The sequence below is a fragment of the Kordia antarctica genome, assembly GCF_009901525.1.
Lineage (GTDB): Bacteria > Bacteroidota > Bacteroidia > Flavobacteriales > Flavobacteriaceae > Kordia > Kordia antarctica.
In genome coordinates this window covers 4,358,978-4,381,641 of sequence record NZ_CP019288.1, presented here as the reverse complement: position 1 = coordinate 4,381,641, position 22,664 = coordinate 4,358,978, and the positions used below count along the sequence as shown (strand labels likewise).

The following is a 22,664-nucleotide window of genomic DNA, read 5'->3' as shown; positions in this document are numbered from 1 at the left end:
AGAGACTTAATAATAAAAACTATCAACATGAAAAAAATTACTTTATTTCTTTTTTGCTTTTTAATCTTTTCCTATGCGGGAATCGCTCAAGACACTTGTGCATTTGCAACTGCAATTACAGCTGGAACACATACTGTAACAACTGTAGACGGAACAGAAGGCACAACAGTTATTTGTGCTGGTGGTACAACTACTGGTGCCGCTGCTGAATGGTATACATATACACCAATTGCTTCTGGATCTGCAACAGTATCTTCTAATATTCTACCAGCAAATGCAAACGGAGATACAAGACTTCATATTTATGAAGGAACTTGTGGAGCACTGGTTTGTGTAACAGGAAACGACGATGTAGACTACCCTGGTGGAAATTATTTATCGGAAGCTACATTCAATACTACGGCAAATACAACTTATTATATAGTTTGGGACAATAGATGGAGTTCTTTTGGTTTTGATTTCACGCTTACAGAAGCAGCTGCAGTTTGTGTAGATCCTTCAACATTTGTTGCTAACGGTTCCACTTCAACCACTTTTGATTTAGGTTGGACAGATACAAATACAGGTACTCCAACTTGGGAAATAGAATGGGGATTAGATGCTTTTACGCAAGGAACAGGAACATTAGTTTCTAATATTGCAACACCAAGTTATGTGTTTATGGGATTGTCTCCGAATACAAATTATGATTTTTTTATTCGTACTAATTGTGGTGGCTCTAATGGAGATAGTAGTTGGGTTGGACCTATTGGATTTAGATCTGCAAGAGATTGTTCTGCTTCAGCGGCATTTCCATTTTCACAAAGTTTTGCTGACGGAACTATATTAGATTGTTGGGCATTTGAAGATACAGATATGATAAGTCCTGTCTGGTCTTTTAATACAGACACAAATGATTTAGATGGCGATGGAACTAATGATAATTTTATGGTTGTTTTTCCACAAGCTGCAACAGAAGTTGCAAAAAATGACTGGATATTCTCTAAAAAGATGGATATGACAACCGTCAATTCATATGGAATAGATGTACTTTATAATGCATTCGATTTAAACACAGTTTCTGACGAAAGCTTTGAACTTTACATTACTGATGGCACATCATCTACAGCACTGTATCAATCGCTATTAGGAACATATACTGGAATTACACAGTCAGGAGTTTTTGGTGATAATACTGGAAATGACTTAGTTACACAAGCGTATACAGCTTCTGTGACATTTACGCCACCTTCAGATGGAACGTATTATGTTGCCATGCGTGCAACTACCACAAATTCAGCGAATCTATTAATGCTTTTTAATTTAAGTGTTTCTGAAACGTTAGGCGTGGAAGAATTTGGTGCTGATAATTTTAAACACTTTATTAATTATGACACAAGTGTATTGACAATAGAGGCATCTGAAAACATGTCTGATTTTGTATTATACAATAGTTTAGGTCAACAAGTTTTAAATTCTAAATTATCTTCAAAGGTTCATGAACTGGATCTTTCTAATATTGACGCAGGAATATATTTTGCTAAAGTTGGTATAGAAAATAAAACTAAATCTTTTAAGATTCTTGTTAAATAAATAGCTTCAAAATACTTAAGAAGCATTAAGAGTATAATTCTGATTGTCACATTAAATTTAAAAAATGTGTTTTCAGAATTATGCTTTTTATAATAGATACCTTGATGGTTATGAAAAAAAAATTAGGAAAGTTTTTAGTGTTATTTTGCATCGTATTATTTTTTAATTGTAAAGATGACGACGCAACAACACCAACTCCAATTGTACTGAATGAAAACTTAGTTGTTTATGACGGATATACGTTATTTTCTCCCTTAGGTTCAAACAATACTTTTCTCATTAATAATGAAGGTTTTGTAGTTAACAAATGGGAATCTGAGACTCCTGCGCTAATTTCATATTTAACTGATGAAGGAAATTTAATTAGAGCAATACGACAAGAAGGTTCAAATTTTACAGGAGGCGGAGCTACAGGAGCGATTGAAATTTTAAGTTTTGAAGGAGATGAACTCTGGTTTTGGGAATACAACACTTCAAATTATGTATTACATCATGATATAGCATTGTTACCAAACGGTAATATATTGGCAACGGTTTGGGAACTTAAATCAGGAAATGAAGCGATTACAAAAGGACGAAATCCGAGTTTACTTTTTGCAAACGAAGTTTGGCCGTGTAAGGTTATTGAAATCAAACCACTTGCAAATAATCAAGCCGAAATTGTTTGGGAATGGTCTGTTTGGGATCATTTGATTCAAGATCATGATGCTACAAAAGAAAATTTTGGAATTGTTTCTGAACATCCAGAATTGATTAATATTAATTTTTCAGGCGGCGATGCAAATTTTAATCATTTAAACTCCATTGATTATATTGAAGAATTAGATCAAATTGTAGTAAGTTCTAGAGTTTTTAATGAATTTTGGATTATAGATCATAGCACAACTACAGCAGAAGCCGCATCACATGTTGGAGGAAATAGTACAAAAGGAGGCGATTTATTGTATCGTTGGGGAAATCCGCAAGCATACAATTCGGGAACATCTGAAAATCAACGTCTATTTGGTCAGCATGATGTAACATGGATTGGAAATACCATAAATAATGGTGGGAATTTCATGGTTTTCAATAATAATAAATTTTCTGATAAATCTTCTATTGATGAAATTTTGATACCACAACTTGCAAACGGAACGTACGAATTAATGCCAAATACCATAAATCTTCCTGAAACATCTGTTTGGTCTTATGACAATGAACTGATTTTTTCTTCTCGACTTTCTGGAGCGCAACGATTGCCAAATGGAAATACGTTAATCACGGAAGGTGGAGCTGGAACATTGTTTGAAATAAACCAATCGGGAACAATCATATGGCAATATCAAAATCCAGTAGAGACGAATGTTTCTATTTTTAAAGTAGATAAATACGGAAAAAATCATCCAGCATTTGAAGGTAGAGTGTTAACTTCTTTGCAAATTGAGATTGAGTAATTTCTTTATTTTCAAAGTCTAATACTGTTAATTAATTTTTGTGACTTTACTTGTATTGATGTGTCTTACTAGAAGAACCAAAAAACAAATTCGTACAATGGAAAAAACAGATTTAGAGCTTAAAGAAGAATTTTTAAGAAAGATTGAAGACATCAAAAATTCATGTGAAAGTCTTGTTGAAAAAGTAGGTCATTTACAAGTAGATTTATTTAATCATCCTGACAAAAACCTTGAAAAAGCATTGGACAAACTTAATAATGACTTTTCAAAAGATCATGAATTCATCACAGAATTATGGCATGGTTATGAAGAAACTGTAGCCAAACTTAGATAAGATAAATTTTTGAGAATAGAATTCCTTTCAGCTTTAACTTAGTTTGAAAGGATTTTTTTTGCTGAAAAAGCATTATTTATATTTTTCTAATTGAAATATTATCAAATTAAAAGAAGCTACTCTTTATTCGCCAATTGTCCGCAAGCCGCGTCAATGTCTTTTCCGCGTGAACGTCTTACTGTTACTGTAATTCCGTTTTGTTCTAACGAATCTACATAGCGATCAATTGCCTTACTATTTGCTTGTTGAAATTGTCCGTCGTCAATTGGATTGTATTCTATTAGATTGACTTTACTCGGTACATCTTTACAGAATTTCACCAATGCATTGATATCTTTTTGTTGATCGTTAATTCCGTCCCAAACTATATATTCGTACGTAATTTGATTCTTAGTTTTATCATACCAATATGCCAACGCTTCTTTTAAATCTTTAAGTGGAAAATGCTCGTTAAACGGCATAATTTCTGTTCTAACTTCATCAATTGCAGAATGTAACGAAACCGCTAGTTTAAATTTGACTTCATCATCCGCCATTTTTTTGATCATTTTTGGAACACCAGATGTTGAAACTATGATTCGTTTTGGCGACATGCCTAAACCTTCTTTCGAAGTGATTTTTTCTATCGCTTTTATAACATTGTTGTAATTCATTAATGGTTCGCCCATTCCCATGAATACAACGTTTGATAATGGTCTGTTCTGATATAATCTACTTTGCTGATCTATAGCAACAACTTGATCGTATATTTCATCAGGATTAAGGTTTCGCATGCGTTTTAATCGTGATGTAGCGCAAAATTTACAATCCAAACTACAACCAACTTGACTCGATACACACGCCGTTGTTCGCGTACTTGTCGGAATTAAAACCGATTCTACCGTAAGTCCATCGTGCAAGCGGACTGCATTTTTGATGGTTCCATCAGCACTGCGTTGCATTTTGTCCACATGAATGTGATTGATGACAAAGTTTTCTTCCAACATTTGGCGTGTTTCTTTCGAAAGATTTGTCATGTCTTCAAAAGTATGCGCACCTTTTTGCCACAACCATTCATATACTTGATTTCCACGAAATGCTTTGTCGCTTTCTGCTACGAAAAAATCACGAAGTTGCTCTTTGCTTAATGCTCGGATATCTTTTTTAACTGCTTGCATGCTGCAAAAATAGGGAGAATTTGTGAGTTTATAGTTGTTAACTTTAGTTCCTTTCTGTTCACGTAAGAACCGCGTATTACCTAAAGTGATTCTCCGTTTTCATTTTCATTAACAGGCCTATAAAATTTAAGGTTCAATATATCAAAAACGATCTCGTATCTATATATTACCTTCTTTTAATTTCAATCTCTAATTCGAAATCACCTTCCGTCAAACCCTCTGCGCCTACAACACCAATGACTATTTTATAAGGACGACTAATGGCATTCACTCGAATTTTTCGAGTGTGATCTTGCGTTTTTCCTCGCCATTTACGATCCCATTTATGGCTAGCTTCACAAGTGATACAACTACTCAGCTTTGGCGGTAATTGTTCATTGGTCAAACCAACTTGATACGCATACAAGCTAAAGTTTTGATTTTTATTCTTTGGAATAACTTTGACAAACATTTCAGAATACTTCGGAATCGTCGTCGAATATAAAACGTGATTTCCTGAGAATTTTTTATTTTGAATACTAGGAAAACACGCAACACTACTATTTTCAGCCCATGATAAATCACGAATTAAAATACCTGTTTCCAAGTTTCCACTTGTTGTAGTAATTGCTCCTTTTGTTTCTATTTTGGTTACATTTACTTTGGCTTGTGTCAATTGAGGAGCTTCTTCACCTCCAATTAGTTTTATTTCCAACGTAAAGTCGCCTTCCGTCAAACCTTCTGCGCCTACAACACCAATGATTACTTTATAAGGATGATTAATGGCATTCAAACGAATTTTTCGAGTGTGATCTTGTGTTTTTCCTTTCCAATTACGATCCCATTTATGGTCAGCTTCACAAGTGACACAACTACTCAAATTTGGCGGTAATTGTTCATTAGTTTCACCAACTTGATACGCATATATACTAAAGTTTTGATTTTGATTTTTTGGAATGACTTTGATAAACATTTCAGAACGCTTCGGTATCGTTGTTGAATACAAAACGTGATTCCCGGTGAATTTTTGGTTTTGAGTAGCAGGAAAACACGCAACACTACTATTGGCTGCCCAAGACAAATCAGAAATTTGTTGCCCATCAGATAAATTTCCTTGATAAGAAACAGTACTATTTGGGTTGACTTGTAGTACAGGAATTTGTGTGTTTCCATTTTGTGCGAAAGCATTGTTCGTAATTAATAAACAGAAGAATGCATATAGAATACTTGTTTTCATATTATTATATTTAGGTTGAGTTTTTTACAATGATATCTCAGAAACATTTTGATAATGCTCCATGCAATATTATAAATCTACAATTTATTTATTAACTACGGCTTTCCCGTAAGTGATTGCTAATTTATTTTTATACTTTATGAACTAACCAAAAAAAAAATTATCATGAAAAAAAAGAGATTTATTCTGAACAAATTATTACTTAACAAAAATCTAGTTTCAAGTTTACAAGGAAATAGTGTTGTGAGTGGCGGAAAAGGTCAAGATTCAAGACCCACCGTTAATACCGTAGAACTATCACATTGCATAGGCATACAAGGTGTTCCTCCAACATGTCGATCTGTTTATCCTTGTGCTTAATTTTAGATTAGAAGCAAACATAGGTTCGCTTTTTATAGAAAAACAAAATCCTGCCAAAGACAGGATTTTGTATATATGATATGTGTTTTCTTTTTATAGAATTAACATTGCGTCTCCGTACGTATAGAATTTGTACCCTTCTTTGATTGCTTCCGTATACGCTTCCATAAGGAATTCGTGACCTACAAACGCTGAAACCATCATTAATAATGTTGATTTTGGCGTGTGAAAATTCGTAATCATACAATTTGCAATGCTAAATTCGTATGGAGGAAAGACAAATTTGTTTGTCCAACCATCATATTCATTTAGTGTTAAATCAGAAGAAACTGCACTTTCCAATCCGCGCATTGCCGTAGTTCCAACTGCACAAACTCTCTTTTTGTTATCTTTTGCATTATTTACTAATTCAACAGCAGGCGTTTCAATTGTCAATTCTTCCGAATCCATTTTATGCTTCGATAAATCTTCTACTTCTACAGGATTAAATGTTCCTAAACCTACGTGAAGCGTAATTTCAGCGAAATCGATTCCTTTAATTTCTAAACGCTTTAATAAGTGTTTTGAGAAGTGTAAACCAGCAGTTGGTGCTGCAACAGCGCCTTCTACTTTTGCATAAATAGTTTGGTAACGTTCTTCATCTTCTGGTTCTACATCTCTTTTAATGTATTTTGGAAGTGGCGTTTGTCCAAGTTCACTTAGTTTTGTTCTGAATTCTTCGTATGAACCGTCATATAAAAAACGTAATGTTCTACCTCTTGACGTTGTATTGTCAATTACCTCAGCAACTAAACTTTCGTCTTCACCAAAGTATAATTTGTTTCCGATTCTAATTTTACGTGCAGGATCTACTAAAACATCCCAAAGACGTTGTTCTTCGTTTAATTCTCTTAATAAAAAGACTTCGATTCTTGCGCCTGTTTTTTCTTTGTTTCCAAATAATCTTGCAGGAAATACTTTCGTATTATTCAACACCATTACATCGCCTTCATCGAAATAGTCTACTAAATCTTTGAACTTTTTGTGTACAATCGTTTTCTTTTTACGATCTAACACCATCAAACGTGCTTCGTCTCTGTTTTCTGAAGGATATTCAGCTAATAATTCTTCGGGAAGATCAAAACTGAAATGCGATAGCTTTTTTGCCATAAGTCTTTTGAGTTATTTTTAAGAAAAGCAAATATACAATCTCAAGATAGGCGTTGTCAAGTATTTAAGGAGTTATTTTAGTTTTACTTCATTTCTACGCCTATTTTTTCCAAATCCTTCCAAAAATCTGGGTAGGATTTGGAAACTACATCCGCTTTTTCAATTTCTAACGGAACACGCAATGCTAACGGCGCAAAAGCCATTGCCATTCGGTGATCTTTATAAGTTGCAATTGTGATGTTTTCATGAATTTGAGTCGCTTCATGCAAATACAAAGATTCCTCAGTAATGTCTACGGAAGCTCCTAATTTTTCCAATTCAGTTTTTAAAGCTACTAACCTATCTGTTTCTTTTATTTTCAATGTGTGCAATCCAATCATTTCACAAGATAGTTGCAGCCCAAAAGCTGTCACAGCAATTGTTTGGGCAATATCTGGTGCGTTTTTTAAGTCAAGCTTGATGCTACTCGTACTTGGTTGCTGCTTTTTAATTAACGTAATCGTATGGTTTGAAAATGTAGTTTCCACACCAAATTCTTGATATATTTCTGCCAAACACGAATCACCTTGCAAACTATTTTGTTTGTATGACGAAAGTTCAGTAGTTGTTCCTATTTCGCTTAACGCGATGAGACTGTAAAAGTACGAAGCCGAACTCCAATCAGATTCTACCGTGAATGCTTTTGCTTCTTTTGTTGCTTCAAATCGTGCAACTTTGATGGTGTTTCCTTCAAAATTTGTTTGCACACCAAGATCGTTCAACAAGGAAAGTGTCATGTTGATATACGGAATTGACGTAATTTTCCCATCCAGCGTAAGCGTTAATCCATTTTCCAACGTTGGCGCAATTAATAGCAACGCAGAAATGTATTGACTGCTCACATTTGCCGCTAACGAAACGTTGCTTCCTCGTAATTTTCGACCTTTTATTTGTAACGGCGGAAAACCATCATTTTTTGTGTATTGTATATTTGCGCCCAATTGTCGCAATGCTTTCACTAATATTTTTATTGGTCGTTCTTGCATACGTGACGAACCTGTGAGCGTGATTTCCTCTCCGTTTTGTGTTGCGTAATATGCGGTTAGAAAACGCATTGCCGTTCCTGCGTGATGAATATCTTTTATAGCATCTGAAGATTTTAATGCTTTTTGCATCAGCGTAGCATCATCCGAATTGGAAATGTTTTTTATGGAAATATTCGCATATAAAGCTTGCAGAAGTAACAACCGATTGGATTCACTTTTGGAACCTGTTACAGCAATGGTTGATTTTTGATGAAGTGTTGATTTTTGAAGCTTTATGTTCATTATTATGTGTTTTATTCGTAACGTCTCTTCGAGTTAAATTCTGGAAGAATTTTGTATCGAGAAGTATTTATAATTTTCTTGTTTTCGATATACCAAATCTAAGATTTGACACTCAATCTGACGTACTCTATTTTAGTTTTTCGTTGTTGTGATGGCGATCATGATCGCGTTTGGTTTTTTTGTCCAATTTTTTGTCAAATGCTTCTTGCAAGTTGATTCCTGTCTGGTTTGCCAAACATAAAACAACAAATACAACATCTGCTAATTCTTCGCCTAAATCTTTATCTTTGTCACTTTCTTTTTCGCTTTGTTCTCCGTAACGTCTTGCAATGATGCGCGCTACTTCTCCAACTTCTTCTGTGAGTTGCGCCATGTTTGTGAGTTCATTGAAATACCGAACGCCATGTTCTTTTATCCAAGTGTCAACGTCGAGTTGTGCTGCTTTTAAGTTCATGAGACTGAGTTTATTTAAGCGAAAGCTTTATTATTTTTAATCAAAAGAGGCTGTCTGAAAAGTTATCGAAGGCGTCATTCTGAACTTGATTCAGAATCACATTACACTGATTTTCAATGATGATGAGAAACCGAATCAAGTTCGGTTTAACGAAGCTTTGACTTTATAAATAGCCTCTAGTTCAACTTACAATTTTGAATTCGTCTTTCAGACTTTTCAAAATTGAGTTTCACTAAAAAGTGACTTTATAAACGTGTTATAAAGTCACTTGTAAAAATATAGTTTTTCTGTGAATTATTTCATGCTATTGTGCAGAAACCTTTCAATTTTATAGTGTGTTTTATATTTTCTTTAATACTATTTTTTCCTTTTCTTTTTCAATCAACATTTTGTAAAATTCACGCAATGCACCGTATTTGTCTGGCGTAATTACAGGCGAGTTAATTTCTTTTGACATTACAACACTGATTCCTGTTGGTGTTTTGGATAGATTGAAAGAATATGCACCTAAGTTTTCTGGCAATTTAACCGCTATTGCTTCTGGCATTGATTCTATTTCGTAACCTGCTGGCAATTTGATATTCATCATTATTTTTCGCTTCCAAGGATAGCCAAAATCAACTGGATATTTTCTTTCTTCAGTTTTGAAAACGTTTTCAGTTGTTGCTAAGAAGAATAGTGGCGAAAAGTACATTTTGTCACCAATTATTTCTGCTTGCGCTTCTTTTGTAAACGAATAGGATTCTAATACAGGTTTTCCTATTTTCTTAATATTTTTTACGTTATGTTCATCAATTTCTATGTCGCCAATATTATTTTCAAGTTTTTCAAGATAATCATCTTTATCAGCTTTCGTATATACTTTTCTAAAGTCTAAAGCATTGTGCGATGTAAATTGTGTACGTTGTTTTCCTTGCAAGTCGCCATTTTCATCTAAGGTAACGTTTACACTTGTAGCACGTAATGCTGCTTGGTTTGGCATTAAACTGATTTTACTCCAACTTCCATCTTTACGAATGAGTCGCCCGGACCAGTTTAGCGCGCGTAATGGCAATACATTTGGTTCTCCATAATAGTTTGTAGCGTCTAATAAAATTACAGCGTCTTCAACTTCTATGGCGGCGATTACGTAATTGAATCCGTTTAAGCTTGGAAACATTTTTATTCCATGAAGTCGCGTACTTAGAATTACAGGATTGGCATTTACGCCAGCATAGCGCAACATTGCTGTGAGCATTAAGTTCATATCTGCTACATTTCCAGCATTTTCTTTATATGCTTTACGAACACCAACATCTGTATATTTCCCGTAGCTTCCATTCCATTTTACTTTGTTTCGTACATAATTGTAGATTAATGCTGCTTTTTGCATATCGCCAGAAACACCTGCAATCAATCCATCAATATCACTTTTAAAGTATGAGTTTTTTTCTAATTGCCCTCCAAATAACGGACTTCTGTAGATAGTTTTGACAACGTCATCCCAAGATTGTACTACATATTGTGGTATTCTTTTTGGCATTTGAATTTGTGATAATTCAAATTTTACAGCACTTCGATAGTTTTCAATGTTAGTTACAAAGCTTTCTTCTTTTAGTGCGGGCACATCTTTTAAATCAAATTTTGTGATATAATATGTAAATTCGAGGCTTCCTTGACTAAAACCTGAATGTTCTCTGCTTGAAAAGTTCGATCCAGAAGCTGTACCAATTTTACCGTTTTTGCTAGTTTCTTTTGGATTCAGTCTAAAGTATCCTTTGTAATGTTTTTTGAAAGTATAATATTCTGGCGTTTGAAATATAACATCAATTTTATTTACAGGAATGTCATATTGAAAGTGAATTTCGTTTACATTTCCGATATATGGAGAAATCATTTTGTACTTAAACTCTACAATACAACCTTCTTTAATGTTAGGCATTGTTATTTTTTGCACGCTTATGTATTCAGAACGTTTTTCCTTGAAGATTCCGTCTTTTCTTAGTTTGGTATCTTTTATTTTCCCATCTTCTAAGTTGTACGTGTATGCTTTTAAGTTGGCAACTTTTTCACGATCGGCACTATTTCCTTTGTATAATGGTATGTAATGATTTGCCCAATTAAAACCATCTTTGTTATAGATTTTGATTCGTGTATGAATTTCTGTTTCTAGCTGAAAACCCAATCCACTTGTATAACGTATGAAACAGTATGTACTTGTGTATAAGACAGCTGCATTTGCCTCAGGATCTTTTGGATGTTGTTTTTCTTCTAATGCTGCTTTGGAAATGTCTCCAAATTTAACCTCTTGTGCATTGATTGTTGCGAAACATACAAATGCAAACGCGAGTACGATGTATTTTTTCATCTGTGTGAATTTGTTAGTAGTGATACTTTGTTATTTTTTGATTAATACGATTTTAGAACCATCGTATTTGACGATTTTTTTGATAAATTTTCGATATTCTTTATAGGCTTCTTTTGGATATAAACCATCTTTTATTTTAATTGTTCTTTGATATTGCAAGGTTTGATCATCCTTTTTTGTAATTGTAAACGAGTAACTTCCGAATTTGGTTTCATAAGTTACATTGTCTGGAATGGCTTCTATTTTGTAATCATTTGGCAGTTTTATTTCGTAAGCATCCGTATCGTAATAACCGCGTTGAATTTCTAATGGAAATTTACGATTTCGGTATCTATCCGGAATGTTTGTATATCTGTTTAAGGCATTTGGCGCAAACAACATACGATTGCCCGTAATGACACCATATGCATCTGCTTTAAATTTTATTTTTTCAGAGAATGCAATTGCTTCTTTATCATTTTTAAGCGCAATTTCATCAATGTTTACGTTGTTTACGGTTCTAAAATATCTTTTGTAATGTTTGTCTTTTTCTACATCAGATCGGTCTTGCAGATAATACCGACTGTCGTACTGAATTCCTTTTGTCATCACAGTAACATCGGCAATGATGTTTCCGTCATTGTTTAGCGTGTACAAACCATTTGTTTCTTGCAGATTTTCTTCTGTGCTGTATTTTTTCGTGCGCTTTATTTTTCCACCTTCAGGTGTAATGACTAATACATTTCTATTATCTGTAAAGTCGCCAATGTGACCAAAAGGTACTTTTTGACTTGTACATTCCAACCAGATATCATCACCATTATTTGGAATGTTTAAGATCACATGATTTCCTTGTGCTAGCGACGCAAAGTCATCATAGAAACCTACTATTTCGTTTCCAGCTTCTACATGCGTGTAATACGATTCTACACCTGCAATTTTTAGTAAAGCCATGGTGTAGTTTGTCAAACCTTTACAATCGCCATACCCAACTTTGTCTACTTCATTTGCTGGAATTGGCTGAAAACCTCCAATACCAACTTGCACGCTGATATACCGTGTTTTGTTTTGCATGAATTCATAAATGATTTTTGCTTTTTCACGATCTGAAGTTGCGTTTGCCACTAAGTTTTCAATGGTTGCTGTTGTTTCTGCATCAACCGTTGCACGACCATTTAATAAACTTTGATACATCCATGAACCAAATTCTTCCCAATTGTTAATTTCGGCGGTAACGCCATCATAACTAAATTTGTTTAACGCTAAGAATACTTTCGGCTCAATTTCGGATTCTGATGGACTTAGTGATTCAGGTTTTATACCTGGAAAATTTTCAATACTATACGACAGCTTTCCTTCTTTTTCATCTTTTATAACTCCAAATTCTTTTAAATTGAGTTCTTTTTTGTGTAAGATAAATGATGATGGATACGTAATTTTGTAACGACTTTTTTGAATTCCTATATAGTATCCTATTGGATTGAAACTTGGCAAGTTTGCTGTGTTTTTGGTTTGGATTGTACTTGTAAATACTGCCGTAAACGGATATTCTGTCGGTGTGTAATCAATATATTTTACACGTGAATCTGTATACATAGTTCCGCCAGAAACAGCACTTACATCTATGAAATCGCGTTCACGAATTTTCTTAATTTGCTTTCCAAATTTGTCATAGATTCTAACTTCTACATCTTTTACTTTAATGTCGTTATCATAACCAACAGCAGCTCCAATTTTGTAGATTCCTTTTTCGTTGAGAACCGTTACAATCCGTTTTTCTGAGATTTCCATATCGTTGATCGCTCTTACGTCAACAATGGTTTCATCTAATCGAACAACAGCATTTGCATTTTCTGTTAATTCTGACGGAAGTGTTAAATAACTTGTGAGATCATCTTGTGCAGTGACCAAGTTTATGCTTAGTAAGAAGAGTGTAATCCAAAATAATTTTATGCGCATACGTGTATGTTTTTTCAATATGTTGGGGAAAACATGTTGCGAAGATACTAAAAGAAATGATTTAACAAATTTAATCTCCATAAACATAAGAAAAAGTTTACAAAGTCTTATTCTTTGTTTTTTGTGTCTATAATAATGGTTACAGGTCCGTCATTTAGCAACGCAACTTTCATATCGGCGCCAAAGATTCCTGTGTGTACTTTTTTGTGAATGTCTTGTTCTAATTGTGCTACAAATGCTTCGTATAACGGAATTGAAACGTCAGGTTTTGCTGCTTTGATATATCCGGGACGATTCCCTTTTTTTGTACTCGCATGCAATGTAAATTGACTTACAACAATTGCTTCGCCATTAATATCAATTAGTGACGTATTCATGACGCCATTTTCATCATTGAAGATTCTAAGTTTGGAAATTTTGGCAGAAAGCCACGCAATATCTTCGTGTGTATCTTCGTGTTCAATTCCGAGTAAAATTAATACTCCATGACTAATTTCGGCTACTTTTTTTTGATCAACCGTAACGCTTGCTTCTGAAACTCTTTGAATTACTGCTTTCATAAACAACTAAATATAGTATTCTTTATTTGATATTTTAAAGTTTTTTTTAACCAGCGAAAAAAAATTGTTATACTGCGGAAAAAGAAAAAAACCAGTGAAACATTTAAACATTAGTCATCTTTAAATTCGTCTACGCGGTAATTATTTTCTTCATTTTCTATGATTTGCACGTAACTTTTGTAACGCGACCAAGCAATTTCTCCATCGTCAACTGCATCTTTTATGGCACAATATGGCTCTTCAATGTGAATACAATTGTTGAATTTACAGTTGTTTTTTAAAGCTAGAAATTCTGGAAAATAGTTATCTAATTCTTCTTTTTCCATGTCTACAATTCCAAATCCTTTAATTCCTGGCGTATCAATTATTTTTGCACCAAATTCTAAATCGAACATTTCCGCAAAAGTTGTGGTGTGTTGTCCTTGCTTGTGTTGATCTGAAATTTCTTTGGTTTTCAGATTGAGTTCTGGCGCAATTGCATTTACCAACGTTGATTTTCCAACACCAGAATGTCCTGCAAACATACTTACTGTTCCTTTCATCCGTTGTTTAATGGCTTCTATGTTTTTATTTTCCTTGGCGGAAATTTCTATACATTCATACCCAATTTTCTCGTAAATATCTTTGAGATACATAACTTCTGCACGGCGTTCAATTTCTGTGTAGGTATCAATTTTATTGAATGTTAATACACACGGAATCGAATAGGCTTCTGCGGTGACTAAGAAACGATCTATGAAGTTTGGAAATGTTGGCGGATTGTCAATGGTGATTAATAGAAATACTTGATCTATGTTTGAAGCAATAATGTGTGTTTGCTTCGAGAGATTGACCGATTTTCGGATAATGTAGTTTTTTCGATCAAAAATCTTATCAATAATACCTGTTTCCGTATTGTTGTCGGTTTCCAGTGTAAAGTTCACTTTGTCACCAACCGCAATAGGATTGGTGCTTTTGATTCCTTTGAGCCTAAATTTACCTTTAATTCTACATTCATACGCTTTGCCTTCTTCGGTTTTCACCAAATACCAACTTCCCGTAGATTTATAAACTGTTCCTATCATTGCGGCAAATATCAAGATTATTCTTAGAAATAACAAAAGGTTTGCACTTTCATACAAACCTTTTGTTATTGTTTTGAGTTATATTAATGTGAATTCTCTAAATAATTTAAGTTTATTTAAGAATATTTCGAGTTAAAAACCGCATTCATTTTTCTAAATTTTTTCCAAGGCTTCAAAAATTCTTAACGAAAAATGCCTGCTACACTGCGGAAAAAGAATCTGTTTCGTACTATTTTACATCAAATTCAGTTTATATTACTTCTTAATTTGCATTCTCCCAAGTTTATCTTTCGATTTTCTCGATGCATAAATAATGTAATCATTTGGGCCTTTTCGGTAATAAATTCCGGGTCTGATGACTAATTGCTCGTCTTTTACTTCTTTTGAATCAATTCGTGTAATTTTCCCCTGATCGTCAAATACAAATGCCGTTGGAATGGCTTTGTTATAGTTTCCAAGTTTTTTAACTTCTTCAATATCAGTTACACCAATATTCTTTTTGTTGTCATTAAAAATTACTGTCAATTGTCCGTCTTCATAAATAGGAATCGCACTTAAATATTCTGGTCCTTTACCTGCTACTGCGATTGGAATTGAGATTCCAACACCAACTGAAAAACCATTTCCTTGTGCAAAACCAAAAATTCCAAGTGAGAATACTGTAAAACTTGCTACTTGTCTTTTTGCTATTACATTTGTCCAAGCAATTGTTCCATCTGCATTTAAAGAGGTTACAATAATTTCATTGTTAATGTACGTAATTGGTTGTACAGATACTGGACCAATTCCTTGACTTCTCCCAACAATTATTTCTTGATATTCAGATAATAGGAATAATCCGCCATCATTTTTTTCAATCAAACTATGTGTGCGGTATAATGGTAAAATGTCTTTATCTTTTTTAGCTCTTCGCTCTCCAATTAGTTTTATTTTAGTTTCAAGATCAAATTTATTGAATTTCAAATTTGTGACTTCATTGGTTTTAGCATCAATTGTTGCCGCATATACACCTCTAAGTTTTCTGTTGGCTTTTCCGTTTTTGCGTACACTTGAGTAAAAACCTACTAAATGCAATACATCTTTGTTTGTTGCCAATAATTCACAGTTGATGACTTCTCTGTTTGTAAAATCGATATTGATAATTTCTTTTGCGTATCCGCTTTCCTTTTTGAAAGCATGTACTTCAAATTTTTCAATGTTTTTTTTCTGTTTACGATCTCTGTAACTTTCATTAATGACAATAAAAATATCATCATATACATTTACATCAAAATCGGCAATATTAAATTCTAAATCTCTTCTATCTTCAAACGGAAACTGTTTCTAAGTTCGTCATTTCCGCTTCAAGATTTTCATTAAATAACTTTACTTCATATTGTACTTCTTCTTTTTTATCAAAAAAAGCGGCATGCATAATTAGCAATCTATCGCCTGTTGGAGATTCCTTAAAGTAGAAAGCACCTCTTTCTCTTTTTTTAGTCACTTTCGTATTGAACAATAATTGTCCTTCTTTTGAAAGTTTTCCGTCTGCCGAAATTGGAAATCCTACTAAATGATTTTCTTTTGCTTTACGATCATATAAACTTCCAAATGCATATAAGTTATTTCCAACAACAATGATTTCCTCAAACGTAAGGTCTTTTCCTTTGTATTCTGAAAATTCAATTTGTTGTGTTGCCAACACTTCCATTTTGTCCGCACTAAACATTTTTAAGAAATACTTCTTTTTTCCTTTGCGTGCTAGCGTGTAAATTTTGCCATTAAGTTCTCCTGCAATTCGAACAATTTTTTCTTTGTCTTCTTTAATTTCTTGTCCATAAGAAATTGTAATTGGTCCTAATTTACCTTGCGCATTTAAGTTGAGCACAAATAGAAATAGCAATACGTGTAAAATGTGTTTCATGTTTGTTTGTAAAATTTTTAGAATAATTTTTATGTAAACTAATACATTTGGGAGGCGGCAAATCTATTGATAAATATCAGTTATTAAAAATAAAGTTCGCAAATGCACATCAGTTAACTGGACTATTTAGTACGTTTTCATAAACCATCAACAATCTATTTTACACATTTTCAGTAGCTTATTGCGAATTCATAAACCGTCAATAGTGTTTCTTTTTTTGATGAACTTTTTTTTCTTCTTTTGATTCATTATTAATTTTAAAACTATAACTATTATGAAAAAACGAAATTTAAAAAGTTTACAATTAAACAAAATTGCTGTTTCCTCACTAAAAGGTGGAAGCGAAAATGCTGAAGAAACGTATCCTTGCGAAGAATCAATTCCTTTTCCACAAACACATCATATCTATGCTCATTGTCCTTCCGAACAAGCTCCAAACACGCAGGGAATAGGATGTGTACCACATGGACCTTCCGTCGCTGGAGATTGTTAATTTAAAAACTTGAATATTATGAAAAAACGAAATTTAAAAAGTTTAGCATTGAACAAGAAATCAATTGCTGATTTTACTATTAAAGGTGGAGATAATCCAATTGATACTTCTGGCGGAAGCGAACATAACCCGAATTCTATTGATCCAAAAATTTGCTTTCCAAAATCGGACTTACCAGATACGAGATGTACATGCGCTTAGTTTTTTATAAACATTGCTGAAAAGTAAAAAGCGAGCCAATTGGCTCGCTTTTTTTACAAAATTCATTACTTATTGTTAACAATTAGTAGTTCCTGGATTGCAGGCAAGAGTTCCAAATCCACCTGGACCACAAGGACTATAACAAGAAATTTCATTACTGAGTTTACACCGCTCTGTGTTATTATAACATACTATGTGAGTATTATTTGCTCCACCAACGATTTTACGGACATCAACTTCATTCAAACTTGCGATTACGCTTTTTGTGATGCTGATTTTTGAGTTTACTTTGTTTTTTTTCATAATATATGGTTTTAATGTTATACTATGTAGTCACAAAAACCTAGCCATGTTACCCAGTTTATTTTAATTATTGATGATTTTTTCTTGATGATTGATTGATTCTTGGTGAATAGCTTTGAAAATATTCGCCTGAAACGCTCATTGCAAATACTGCCTGTACATGTGTCTAGTTTTTTATAGCTATTGCTGAAAAACAAAAAGCGAGCCGATTGGCTCGCTTTTTTAGTATCTAATTTTATTTATGACATCCAATAGTTGCTGCTGAACCACCACATGGACTGTAGCAAGAAATTACTTCACTTTCGTGACACCGTAATGTGTTGTTTAAACAGTCGTTTCCAGTAATTGCTCCACCAACAATTTTACGAACATCAACTTCATTCAAACTTGCGATTACGCTTTTTGTGATGCTGATTTTTGAGTTTACTTTGTTTTTTTTCATAATATATGGTTTTAATGTTATAATATGTAGTCACAAAAACCTAGCCATGTTACCCAATTAAATATTAGCTATTGATAATTTTCTTTTGATGATTGATTGATTCTTGGTGAATGGCTTTGAAGATTTTTAAGATAAATTCTTCGCTTAATTTATTTTCTTCGCCTTCCAAAATCATTTTTCCTAAAATTTCATTCCAACGTTTGGTTTGTAAGATTGCTACGTTTTTGTCCTTTTTTAAGGCACCAATTTTGTCGGCAACTTTCATACGTTTTCCTAACATTTCTATTAATTGATGGTCAATAACATCAATTTGTGTACGCGATGTGTTTAGCGCATTTTTGTAATCAGCTTCGGTATCTGTTTCTTTTCTGATTTTCAAATCTTCCATGTACTCTACTAAAGTAGCTGGCGTAATTTGTTGTTTGGCATCACTCCAAGCATTGTCTGGATCAAAATGTGTTTCCACCATTAAGCCATCATAGTTTAAATCTAAACCTGTTTGGCAGATATCAAAAATAATATCTCTTCGTCCTGCAATGTGAGAAGGATCTAATATTAATGGTAAATCTGGGAATCGGTTTTGCAATTCAATCGGAATTTGCCATTCTGGATTGTTTCGGTAACGTGTTTTTTCGTAGGTTGAAAATCCTCTGTGAATTACTCCTAAGTTTTTTATGTTTGCCGTGTACAAACGTTCAATAGCACCAAGCCATAATGGTAAATCAGGATTTACTGGGTTTTTTACCAATACAATTTTGTCTGTACCATTTAAAGCATCTGCAATTTCTTGTACAATAAATGGACTTACTGTTGAGCGTGCTCCAATCCATAATACATCTACATCGTGTTCTAAAGCTAAGCGAACATGGTTTGCGTTTGCCACTTCCGTTGCAATTAACATTCCTGTTTCTTCTTTTGCTTTTTGCAACCATTTGAGTCCAAGCGCGCCAACACCTTCAAAATTTCCTGGACGCGTACGAGGTTTCCATATTCCTGCGCGCAATACCGTTGCATCTGTATCTTTTAATTGATGCGCTATTTTTAGTACTTGCTCTTCTGTTTCGGCACTACATGGTCCTGCAATTACTAATGGATGATCTAATCCGAAGGCATCTAACCAATTTCTAAGTTCTTTTTTGTTTTCCATGGGTTTTTTTGTTTTTTGTTTTTTTGCTCTTGGTTCTTTGTTATTTGTTATTTTATTCTTTATTCTTTATTCTTTATTCTTTGCTCTTTGAGATTCCCACTTTCGTGGGAACTTCCGCATTTCGACTCCGCTCAATGTAATACGTTAGGGATAGCAGCGGCATCCTCCCGATTTTCTCGGGAGATACAGCGAATAGCCCGACCAAGAAGCACACTGAGGTTTTCTCGAAGTGTTCTTATTGGAAACGCCCTAAGTATTATTATTTGATTCCTTTTAATATTTTTTTTATGTGATTCGTATTTTCCATTTCTTGATAGATTCCTTCAAAATTGTCTTGCAACATTAAGTTTTTAAATTCTTGTAAGTTGGCAATGTATTCTTCTAATGTTTCGATGACATTGGCTTTGTTTTGTTCAAATATTGGTGTCCACATGGCTGGCGAACTTTTTGCCAAACGTACTGTTGAGGCAAATCCACTACCTGCCAAATCAAAGATATCGCGTTCATTTTTTTCTTTTTCAATGACCGTTTTTCCTAGCATGAACGAACTTATGTGCGATAAATGCGATACGTACGCAATGTGTTTGTCGTGCGATTTTGAATCCATATATCGAATGCGCATGCCTAAGTTTTTGAATATTTCCAACGCTTTTTCTTGTAATGTGAATGCTGTTTTTTCAACTTCACATATGATGATTGTTTTCCCAATGAATAATCCTTTGACAGCAGCTTTTGGCCCTGAAAACTCCGTTCCTGCAATTGGATGTGACGCCAAAAAGTTTCTTCGTTTTGGATGTGTTGCAATGCTTTCGCAGATTTTTTCTTTGGTAGAACCTGCATCAATTACCAACGTATCGTCATTAATTGTGTTTAAAACTTCCGTAATAACGCCAACAGATACGTGCACAGGAATTGTGACAATGACAACATCTGCAAATTGTACATCTTGAAGTATTGCTTTTTTATGAATTAACTTTCCTTGCAATGCTTCTTCTAAATGCGTTTCATTTGCGTCAATTCCATATATGATTGCTTCTGGATATTTTTCTTGAATATCCAACGACATGCTTCCGCCAATAAGTCCGATTCCTATGATGTATACGTTCATTATTGCTCTATTCTTTTAATGACTTCTTTTATTTTTTCTTCAGATACACATAATGAAAAACGCACATAACCTTCGCCTTGCGTTCCAAAAATGCTTCCTGGCGTAATGAATACGTCTTTTTCATAGAGCAATTTGTCTATGAATGCTTCCGAAGTCAGGTTGCTATTTTTTGGCATTTTTGCCCAAACAAACATTCCGGCAGTTTCTTTGTCGAATACACATTCTAGTTTTGTTGCCAATTCCCAAATGAGTTCACGCCGTTTTGCATATATTTTATTGAGTTCTGTAAACCATTCTTTAGAACTTTCTAATGCTTTGATAGCTCCTTTTTGGATTCCGTAAAACATGCCTGAATCCATGTTGCTTTTTACTTTTAATACATGCTGAATGTGTGCTGCTTTTCCCATCACCATTCCTGTACGCCAACCTGCCATATTGAACGATTTACTGAGCGAATTCAACTCTAACGCAACATCTTTTGCGCCAGCTATTGACAAAATACTTAACGGTTCATCGTTGAGAATGAAACTATAAGGATTGTCATTAATAATTAGAATTTGATGCTTTTTAGCGAACACAATTAAGCGTTCAAAGAACCCTTTTGTTGCTTTCGCGCCTGTTGGCATGTGCGGATAGTTTACCCACATCAATTTTACTTTACTTAAATCTTGTTGTTCCAATTTTGCTAAATCGGGCAACCAATTCGTTGAAGCATCTAAATTATAATATTTCGGAATTGCGCCTAATAGTTTCGTTACCGAAGTGTATGTTGGATATCCTGGATTTGCGATTAAAACCTCATCGCCTTCATCTAAATACGCCATTGAAATATGCATAATACCTTCTTTACTTCCCATTAATGGCAATATTTCATCATTCGCGTTTAGCGACACGTTGTAATTTTTTTGATAGAAATCTGCAATGGCATTTCTCAACTCAGGAATTCCTTGATAACTTTGATATTTGTGCGCAGTTTCATCGTGCAAACTTGCTTCTAAAGCAGTTACTACAACAGTTGGCGGTTGTAAATCGGGACTTCCAATACCAAGATTGATAATCGGTTTTCCAGCCGCTATTAAACCACGTACTTCGCGTAATTTTTTAGAGAAATAGTATTCTTCAACTGTATGTATGCGTTTTGCTGGAATCATTGGTTTCGTTGGTTTTTGTAGGTTCCTAACACTTTTAAACTTGTCGTCATTATTTCCAATACTGAAATCGCTTTGGTGTAATTTTCATAGTCTTCAAACGTAACATCTACGAAAAAGGCATATTTCCAAGGTCTTTCAATAATTGGTAAGGATTGTATTTTGGTGAGATCAATTTTGCAATCGCTCATTACATTGAGTACTGTTGCTAAACTTCCTCTTTTGTGATCTAATTCAAATCGTAAAGAAGCTTTATCAATTTGATCGATGCCATTTTTAGGTGGTTTTTTTTGAAGAATTACAAAACGCGTTGCATTTGTTTTGATGGTTTGAATTTCTCCAGAAAGTATTTCTAAATTGAATAATTCGGCTGCCGTTTTTGTTGCAATTGCGGCTACTCCTTTTAATTGTTTTTGTTGAATTCTCTCCGCAACTGCCGCCGTATCTGCATCTTCTACTAATTTTATGTGTGGATATTTCTTGAAGAATTCTTTACATTGTAATAGCGCCATCGGATGCGAACAAACTTCCGTAATATCTTCAATAGTTTGATTTGGCAACGCCATTAAATGATGATGAATGTTTAGATAAAATTCTCCATTGATGTGAATGTTATTTGTATCAATTAATGCATAGTTTGGAATTATAGAACCTGCAATGGTATTTTCCAACGCCATGATTGCGTAACTGCTTTTTTCGTTCATTAAGCTAGAAACCAATGCATCAAATGATAAGCATTCGTCCAATTGCACATCGTTTCCGAAATACAATTGTGCTACTTTGTGATGATTGGAACCTTGAATTCCTTGTATGGCTATTGTTTGTTTCATTAGTCTATATACTTCTAGCTTAAAAGATTCATTTGATATAATTTTTAATCAAAATGCTTCTCAAAAAGTATTTTATTTTAGTTTTTTATTTTAATTCGTGTCATTTCTATTTTAAAATTAAGGAACTTATGAATCTTCGATTTCTTTTACTTTGCTCGCCCAAAGAAAAGAAACAAAAGAAAAGGCGCTTTTTCCAGA

Annotated in this window: 23 protein-coding genes; 6 read left to right on the top strand and 17 right to left on the bottom strand. The window is 33.9% G+C overall.

The window, feature by feature from the left end:
- The first annotated feature begins 27 nt into the window (after positions 1–27).
- The 3 genes from IMCC3317_RS18335 (at position 28) to IMCC3317_RS18325 (ending at position 3,339) form a co-directional block, all read left to right on the top strand.
- The gene (locus IMCC3317_RS18335) at positions 28–1,572 is read left to right on the top strand and encodes a T9SS type A sorting domain-containing protein (protein ID WP_160130934.1); all 1,545 of its coding nucleotides are present in this window, start codon (positions 28–30) and stop codon (positions 1,570–1,572) included.
- Between the two features lie 110 nt (positions 1,573–1,682).
- The gene (locus IMCC3317_RS18330) at positions 1,683–3,005 is read left to right on the top strand and encodes an aryl-sulfate sulfotransferase (protein WP_160130933.1); all 1,323 of its coding nucleotides are present in this window, start codon (positions 1,683–1,685) and stop codon (positions 3,003–3,005) included.
- Positions 3,006–3,102: 97 nt separating this feature from the next.
- On the top strand, positions 3,103–3,339 hold the full coding sequence (locus IMCC3317_RS18325; RefSeq protein ID WP_160130932.1) for a hypothetical protein: 237 nt from the start codon (positions 3,103–3,105) through the stop codon (positions 3,337–3,339).
- Between the two features lie 116 nt (positions 3,340–3,455).
- Here the strand turns inward: IMCC3317_RS18325 and rlmN are convergent, their stop codons facing one another.
- Positions 3,456–4,496 carry a 23S rRNA (adenine(2503)-C(2))-methyltransferase RlmN gene (gene rlmN, locus IMCC3317_RS18320; protein WP_160130931.1) on the bottom strand — a complete coding sequence of 347 codons (1,041 nt, stop codon included), beginning with the start codon at positions 4,494–4,496 and terminating at the stop codon, positions 3,456–3,458.
- A 166-nt stretch (positions 4,497–4,662) separates the two neighbouring features.
- Positions 4,663–5,712, bottom strand: a complete 1,050-nt coding sequence (locus tag IMCC3317_RS23265) for a hypothetical protein (RefSeq protein ID WP_174805959.1) — start codon at positions 5,710–5,712, stop codon at positions 4,663–4,665.
- Between the two features lie 165 nt (positions 5,713–5,877).
- Between IMCC3317_RS23265 and IMCC3317_RS18310 the strand changes: the two genes are divergently transcribed.
- The gene (locus IMCC3317_RS18310; protein WP_160130930.1) at positions 5,878–6,072 is read left to right on the top strand and encodes a hypothetical protein; all 195 of its coding nucleotides are present in this window, start codon (positions 5,878–5,880) and stop codon (positions 6,070–6,072) included.
- A 93-nt stretch (positions 6,073–6,165) separates the two neighbouring features.
- On the opposite strand, the gene queA is transcribed toward IMCC3317_RS18310, so the two are convergent.
- The 9 genes from queA to IMCC3317_RS18265 form a co-directional block, all read right to left on the bottom strand.
- Positions 6,166–7,221: a tRNA preQ1(34) S-adenosylmethionine ribosyltransferase-isomerase QueA gene (gene queA, locus IMCC3317_RS18305; RefSeq protein ID WP_160130929.1), complete on the bottom strand. Its 1,056-nt coding sequence runs from the start codon at positions 7,219–7,221 to the stop codon at positions 6,166–6,168.
- Positions 7,222–7,304: 83 nt separating this feature from the next.
- The gene (locus IMCC3317_RS18300; RefSeq protein WP_160130928.1) at positions 7,305–8,528 is read right to left on the bottom strand and encodes a 3-phosphoshikimate 1-carboxyvinyltransferase; all 1,224 of its coding nucleotides are present in this window, start codon (positions 8,526–8,528) and stop codon (positions 7,305–7,307) included.
- A gap of 127 nt (positions 8,529–8,655) precedes the next feature.
- The gene (locus IMCC3317_RS18295; RefSeq protein ID WP_160130927.1) at positions 8,656–8,982 is read right to left on the bottom strand and encodes a nucleotide pyrophosphohydrolase; all 327 of its coding nucleotides are present in this window, start codon (positions 8,980–8,982) and stop codon (positions 8,656–8,658) included.
- Positions 8,983–9,322: 340 nt separating this feature from the next.
- Positions 9,323–11,329 carry a DUF3857 domain-containing protein gene (locus tag IMCC3317_RS18290; RefSeq protein WP_160130926.1) on the bottom strand — a complete coding sequence of 669 codons (2,007 nt, stop codon included), beginning with the start codon at positions 11,327–11,329 and terminating at the stop codon, positions 9,323–9,325.
- Positions 11,330–11,359: 30 nt separating this feature from the next.
- Positions 11,360–13,267: a DUF3857 domain-containing protein gene (locus IMCC3317_RS18285; protein ID WP_160130925.1), complete on the bottom strand. Its 1,908-nt coding sequence runs from the start codon at positions 13,265–13,267 to the stop codon at positions 11,360–11,362.
- A gap of 107 nt (positions 13,268–13,374) precedes the next feature.
- Positions 13,375–13,827, bottom strand: coding sequence for a D-aminoacyl-tRNA deacylase (gene dtd / locus IMCC3317_RS18280; RefSeq protein WP_160130924.1), 453 nt, complete (start codon positions 13,825–13,827; stop codon positions 13,375–13,377).
- Between the two features lie 110 nt (positions 13,828–13,937).
- Positions 13,938–14,891, bottom strand: coding sequence for a ribosome small subunit-dependent GTPase A (gene rsgA, locus IMCC3317_RS18275; protein ID WP_160130923.1), 954 nt, complete (start codon positions 14,889–14,891; stop codon positions 13,938–13,940).
- A 255-nt stretch (positions 14,892–15,146) separates the two neighbouring features.
- A complete protein-coding gene (locus IMCC3317_RS18270) occupies positions 15,147–15,986 on the bottom strand; it encodes a hypothetical protein (protein WP_160130922.1) in 840 nt (279 codons plus the stop codon).
- A gap of 211 nt (positions 15,987–16,197) precedes the next feature.
- The gene (locus tag IMCC3317_RS18265) at positions 16,198–16,794 is read right to left on the bottom strand and encodes a hypothetical protein (RefSeq protein ID WP_160130921.1); all 597 of its coding nucleotides are present in this window, start codon (positions 16,792–16,794) and stop codon (positions 16,198–16,200) included.
- A gap of 274 nt (positions 16,795–17,068) precedes the next feature.
- On the opposite strand from IMCC3317_RS18265, the gene IMCC3317_RS18260 reads away from it, so the two are divergent.
- Entirely contained in the window at positions 17,069–17,287 is a 219-nt protein-coding gene (locus IMCC3317_RS18260) for a hypothetical protein (RefSeq protein ID WP_160130920.1), read from the top strand.
- 18 nt (positions 17,288–17,305) lie between these two features.
- Positions 17,306–17,488, top strand: coding sequence for a hypothetical protein (locus tag IMCC3317_RS18255; RefSeq protein WP_160130919.1), 183 nt, complete (start codon positions 17,306–17,308; stop codon positions 17,486–17,488).
- A 75-nt stretch (positions 17,489–17,563) separates the two neighbouring features.
- On the opposite strand, the gene IMCC3317_RS18250 is transcribed toward IMCC3317_RS18255, so the two are convergent.
- The 6 genes from IMCC3317_RS18250 to IMCC3317_RS18225 all read right to left on the bottom strand — a co-directional run bounded on the left by IMCC3317_RS18250 (position 17,564) and on the right by IMCC3317_RS18225 (position 22,466).
- Positions 17,564–17,791: a class I lanthipeptide gene (locus IMCC3317_RS18250; RefSeq protein WP_160130918.1), complete on the bottom strand. Its 228-nt coding sequence runs from the start codon at positions 17,789–17,791 to the stop codon at positions 17,564–17,566.
- A 235-nt stretch (positions 17,792–18,026) separates the two neighbouring features.
- A complete protein-coding gene (locus tag IMCC3317_RS18245) occupies positions 18,027–18,233 on the bottom strand; it encodes a class I lanthipeptide (RefSeq protein WP_160130917.1) in 207 nt (68 codons plus the stop codon).
- Positions 18,234–18,297: 64 nt separating this feature from the next.
- Complete coding sequence (locus IMCC3317_RS18240; protein ID WP_160130916.1) at positions 18,298–19,380, bottom strand: bifunctional 3-deoxy-7-phosphoheptulonate synthase/chorismate mutase type II; 1,083 nt, start codon at positions 19,378–19,380, stop codon at positions 18,298–18,300.
- Positions 19,381–19,639: 259 nt separating this feature from the next.
- Complete coding sequence (locus IMCC3317_RS18235; RefSeq protein ID WP_160130915.1) at positions 19,640–20,488, bottom strand: prephenate dehydrogenase; 849 nt, start codon at positions 20,486–20,488, stop codon at positions 19,640–19,642.
- Positions 20,488–21,639 carry a pyridoxal phosphate-dependent aminotransferase gene (locus tag IMCC3317_RS18230; protein ID WP_160130914.1) on the bottom strand — a complete coding sequence of 384 codons (1,152 nt, stop codon included), beginning with the start codon at positions 21,637–21,639 and terminating at the stop codon, positions 20,488–20,490. Before IMCC3317_RS18230 ends, IMCC3317_RS18235 begins: the two co-directional genes overlap by 1 nt.
- Positions 21,636–22,466: a prephenate dehydratase gene (locus IMCC3317_RS18225; protein WP_160130913.1), complete on the bottom strand. Its 831-nt coding sequence runs from the start codon at positions 22,464–22,466 to the stop codon at positions 21,636–21,638. Before IMCC3317_RS18225 ends, IMCC3317_RS18230 begins: the two co-directional genes overlap by 4 nt.
- Between the last annotated feature and the right edge of the window lie 198 nt (positions 22,467–22,664).

What these genes read in the sequence shown, in the direction of transcription:
- dtd (WP_160130924.1), bottom strand. Translation starts at nt 13,827, where the DNA reads ATGAAAGCAGTAATTCAAAGAGTTTCAGAAGCAAGCGTTACGGTTGAT.
- IMCC3317_RS18225 (WP_160130913.1), bottom strand. Translation starts at nt 22,466, where the DNA reads ATGAAACAAACAATAGCCATACAAGGAATTCAAGGTTCCAATCATCAC.
- IMCC3317_RS18310 (WP_160130930.1), top strand. Translation starts at nt 5,878, where the DNA reads ATGAAAAAAAAGAGATTTATTCTGAACAAATTATTACTTAACAAAAAT.
- IMCC3317_RS18255 (WP_160130919.1), top strand. Translation starts at nt 17,306, where the DNA reads ATGAAAAAACGAAATTTAAAAAGTTTAGCATTGAACAAGAAATCAATT.
- IMCC3317_RS18325 (WP_160130932.1), top strand. Translation starts at nt 3,103, where the DNA reads ATGGAAAAAACAGATTTAGAGCTTAAAGAAGAATTTTTAAGAAAGATT.
- IMCC3317_RS18300 (WP_160130928.1), bottom strand. Translation starts at nt 8,528, where the DNA reads ATGAACATAAAGCTTCAAAAATCAACACTTCATCAAAAATCAACCATT.
- IMCC3317_RS18240 (WP_160130916.1), bottom strand. Translation starts at nt 19,380, where the DNA reads ATGGAAAACAAAAAAGAACTTAGAAATTGGTTAGATGCCTTCGGATTA.
- IMCC3317_RS18250 (WP_160130918.1), bottom strand. Translation starts at nt 17,791, where the DNA reads ATGAAAAAAAACAAAGTAAACTCAAAAATCAGCATCACAAAAAGCGTA.
- IMCC3317_RS18265 (WP_160130921.1), bottom strand. Translation starts at nt 16,794, where the DNA reads ATGAAACACATTTTACACGTATTGCTATTTCTATTTGTGCTCAACTTA.
- IMCC3317_RS18260 (WP_160130920.1), top strand. Translation starts at nt 17,069, where the DNA reads ATGAAAAAACGAAATTTAAAAAGTTTACAATTAAACAAAATTGCTGTT.
- IMCC3317_RS23265 (WP_174805959.1), bottom strand. Translation starts at nt 5,712, where the DNA reads ATGAAAACAAGTATTCTATATGCATTCTTCTGTTTATTAATTACGAAC.
- IMCC3317_RS18285 (WP_160130925.1), bottom strand. Translation starts at nt 13,267, where the DNA reads ATGCGCATAAAATTATTTTGGATTACACTCTTCTTACTAAGCATAAAC.
- queA (WP_160130929.1), bottom strand. Translation starts at nt 7,221, where the DNA reads ATGGCAAAAAAGCTATCGCATTTCAGTTTTGATCTTCCCGAAGAATTA.
- IMCC3317_RS18235 (WP_160130915.1), bottom strand. Translation starts at nt 20,488, where the DNA reads ATGAACGTATACATCATAGGAATCGGACTTATTGGCGGAAGCATGTCG.
- rsgA (WP_160130923.1), bottom strand. Translation starts at nt 14,891, where the DNA reads ATGATAGGAACAGTTTATAAATCTACGGGAAGTTGGTATTTGGTGAAA.
- rlmN (WP_160130931.1), bottom strand. Translation starts at nt 4,496, where the DNA reads ATGCAAGCAGTTAAAAAAGATATCCGAGCATTAAGCAAAGAGCAACTT.
- IMCC3317_RS18295 (WP_160130927.1), bottom strand. Translation starts at nt 8,982, where the DNA reads ATGAACTTAAAAGCAGCACAACTCGACGTTGACACTTGGATAAAAGAA.
- IMCC3317_RS18290 (WP_160130926.1), bottom strand. Translation starts at nt 11,329, where the DNA reads ATGAAAAAATACATCGTACTCGCGTTTGCATTTGTATGTTTCGCAACA.
- IMCC3317_RS18330 (WP_160130933.1), top strand. Translation starts at nt 1,683, where the DNA reads ATGAAAAAAAAATTAGGAAAGTTTTTAGTGTTATTTTGCATCGTATTA.
- IMCC3317_RS18245 (WP_160130917.1), bottom strand. Translation starts at nt 18,233, where the DNA reads ATGAAAAAAAACAAAGTAAACTCAAAAATCAGCATCACAAAAAGCGTA.
- IMCC3317_RS18230 (WP_160130914.1), bottom strand. Translation starts at nt 21,639, where the DNA reads ATGATTCCAGCAAAACGCATACATACAGTTGAAGAATACTATTTCTCT.
- IMCC3317_RS18335 (WP_160130934.1), top strand. Translation starts at nt 28, where the DNA reads ATGAAAAAAATTACTTTATTTCTTTTTTGCTTTTTAATCTTTTCCTAT.